The following is a 2954-nucleotide window of genomic DNA, read 5'->3' as shown; positions in this document are numbered from 1 at the left end:
CTCATCAACCGCGATGATACCGCTCTTTGCGCCAGCTTCGATCGCCATGTTGCACATTGAAAATCTATCATCCATACTAAGGCCCTCTATCACCTCGCCGCTAAACTCAAGTGCCTTATAAAGTGCGCCATCAACGCCTATTTGGCGGATGATCTCAAGGATGAGGTCCTTGCCGTAGACGTGCTTATCAAGCTTGCCTTTAAAGACGACTTTGATACTCTCAGGCACTTTAAACCAGTTTTTGCCCGTGATCATCGCATAAGCTAGGTCGGTGCTGCCCATGCCAGTACTAAACGCCCCAAGAGCGCCGTGCGTACAGGTGTGACTGTCTGCGCCGATGATGACGTCGCCCGGGATTACTAGCCCTTTTTCAGGCAAAAGCGCGTGCTCGATACCCATATCTTTTTCGTCAAAATAGTTTTTAAGGTCGTGTTTGTAGGCAAATTCACGTGAAATTTTGGCTTGATTTGCGCTTAGGATATCCTTTGTCGGGATGTAGTGGTCCATCACGATGGCAAAGCCGTCTGGGTTAGCTAGCTTTTTAGCACCACTTCGCTCAAACTGCTTGATCGAAATAGGCGTCGTGATATCGTTGCCTATGATCATATCGATCTTGCTCTCGATGATCTCTCCTGCGCTTACCTCTTTGCCAACGTGATCTGAAAATATTTTTTCTGTGATGGTTTGTTTCATAAATTTCCTTTAAATTTTGGGGCGATTTTAACAAAAATAGCTAAATTTAAAGAAAATTCACCAAGCCAAAAGGCTTAGTGAAACTAAAATTTAACCGATGCGGTGAGCATAAACTGCCTGCCATATCCTGGCACGATGGCTAGGATATTTTTGCCCTCTGAGTTGTAAGAAGTGTAGTAAATTTTATCAGTCAAATTTTTCACATTAAGCTGAACATTTGTCTCATAGCCTGAAATTTTAGTTGTGTAGCTTGCAAATGCGTCATAAGTCACAGCATGAGGCATCTTGTATGCATCACCAGAATTTGAGTAGGCAAACCATGAGCCAAAGTATCTAGCCCCACCGCCTAGCCTAAAGCCCTTTAGCCCAAGGTGGGTAAAGTCGTAGTTTGCGAGCAAGCTTGCCTGGTGCTTTGGTGTGGCGTCAAATGGCTTGCCAACCTTCCAAGTGTTCTCCTCGTCTTTTAGAGTCTTTGTCTTTGTGTAGGCGTAGCTCGTCCCTAAAGTAAGCCCCTTTGTTATTTTGCCGTTTGCGTCTAGCTCAAAGCCACGTGAGCGCACCTCGCCACTTGCGTAAGTGATGTTGTTTAGGCTGTAGGCTACGTTTTTCTTTTTGATATCAAAAATGGCTGCAGTAGCTGTAATGCTATCGTTTTGAAATTTGCTTCCAAGCTCGATAGAGTTGCCCTCTTCAGGATCTAGCGAGCCAAGATCGTCATTCATAGATATTTGTGGCTTAAAGCTTTGAGCGTAGTTTGCATAGACCGACCACTCTTTATTTAGTAGATAAAGAAGGCCAGTTTGATATATTAGCTTGCCACCGTGGCTGTCGGTAGCTGTTTTAAATGGCTCGCCCTTGCCACCAAGCTGATCGTAGTACTCATATCTTAAGCCGAGTGCGTAGATTAGATTTTCGGTTAAATTTATATTATCTTGCACGTATGTGCCGATGCTTCGTATCCTTTGATACTGCTTGTCGTTTTGATTTGGTGTTTTTACTAAAGAGGCGGTGCCAAATACAAGGTTGTATAAATTTACGTTATTTGCTCCGCCTTGACTTCTGTAAGAATTTGCCCTGCGGCGAAGCTCCTCTTTTAGATCCACGCCTGTTATTAGGTTATGCGAGATGGGGCCGGTCTCAACTATGCCGTTTAAATTTATCCCGCCAGCGTGAGTTCTGTGCTCAAAATCGTAATAGTAAGAATTTTCTCTAGTGACTAAGCCAGTTGCTGGAGTAAAATTTCTAACCCTCATTTGTCCGTACTCGTGCATTGATCTTGTAAAGGCGTAGTTTGCTTTTAAAAGCCAATTTTCGCTCAAATTTTTCTCAAAACCGACATCAAATGTGTGAATTTCGCCCTTTATCTCGTTAAATTTCTCATCGAGTCTCTTTTTGGGATCGCTTAGTAGAAATTTGCCGTCCCAGTTTTTATATGCGGCAGTTTTGTTTGTCACCATGTAGCTACCGCGGTCAAGCGGATCGGTGTAGCGTCCGTATGAGTAGGCAGCGTCGATGCGGTAGTCCTCGCCTTTATAGCTGAGGCTTGGGGCTACTAGCAAGGACTTAAATTTACCATACTCTCGCCAGTAGTGTTTGCCGCTTTGATCGAAAATAAATCTATATGCAAAGCCGCTTTCTCCGATAGGTCCGGTGCTATCAAAGCCATAGTTGTAGTAGTGGTTGTTGCCAGCACCAGCGTAAATTTCATGGCTAAAGTCGTAAAGCGGTTTTTTGGTAACTAAATTTATGATCCCGCCAGGGTCTTGCACGCCGTAAAGCAATTTAGCACCTCTACTGTTTGCACGGTTGCATTAAAACTATGTCTAACGCCAGCTGAAGTGCCATTTCGCATGATCGACTCATCTCTGTTTTTGCCAAATCCACGTTTCAAAACTGCGTCAAATATCCCTCCAGTCGAGTTTGCGTAGCTAACGCCGCTCACGTTTTGAAGGCTCTCTGCAAGCGTCTCTGGCTTTTTGTCTTTTAGCTGCTGCGCTGTCACGACATTTACGGTTTGTGGTATCTCGAGGATAGGTGTATTTGTCTTGCCAACTTCGCTCGTTGTCGCCCTATAACCATCATCCGCGCTATCTTCTACGCTAACACCTTCTAAATTTACATCAGCTCCATTTAGAGCCGAGATATCAGCGCAAAGTGCTATGCTAATAGTGCATTTTTTTAAACTAGATCCTTTAAAATTTAATGTATTAAAAATCGTTATCATTATATAAAAGTGAAATTTTTGAAATCTGATGAAAAAT

3 protein-coding genes are annotated in these 2954 nt (G+C 43.5%); all 3 read right to left on the bottom strand.

The features are described 5' to 3' along the window. On the bottom strand, window positions 1-693 hold a 693-nt coding region (locus tag Q0296_RS04725; protein ID WP_298037199.1), incomplete at its 3' end, for an aconitase family protein. Window positions 694-776: 83 nt separating this feature from the next. Further along, window positions 777-2474 (bottom strand): TonB-dependent siderophore receptor, encoded by a 1698-nt coding sequence (locus Q0296_RS04720; RefSeq protein ID WP_298037195.1) that lies wholly within the window; start codon window positions 2472-2474, stop codon window positions 777-779. Beyond that, window positions 2438-2954 (bottom strand): TonB-dependent receptor plug domain-containing protein (locus tag Q0296_RS04715; RefSeq protein WP_298037193.1); only part of this gene is annotated, 517 nt, incomplete at its 5' end. The genes Q0296_RS04715 and Q0296_RS04720, both read right to left, overlap by 37 nt.

Origin of the sequence: uncultured Campylobacter sp. (assembly GCF_937890585.1) — a bacterium.
Taxonomy (GTDB): Bacteria; Campylobacterota; Campylobacteria; order Campylobacterales; family Campylobacteraceae; genus Campylobacter_A.
The sequence above is the reverse complement of the archived record's forward strand: the minus strand, read 5'-3'. Positions and strand labels throughout refer to the sequence as shown.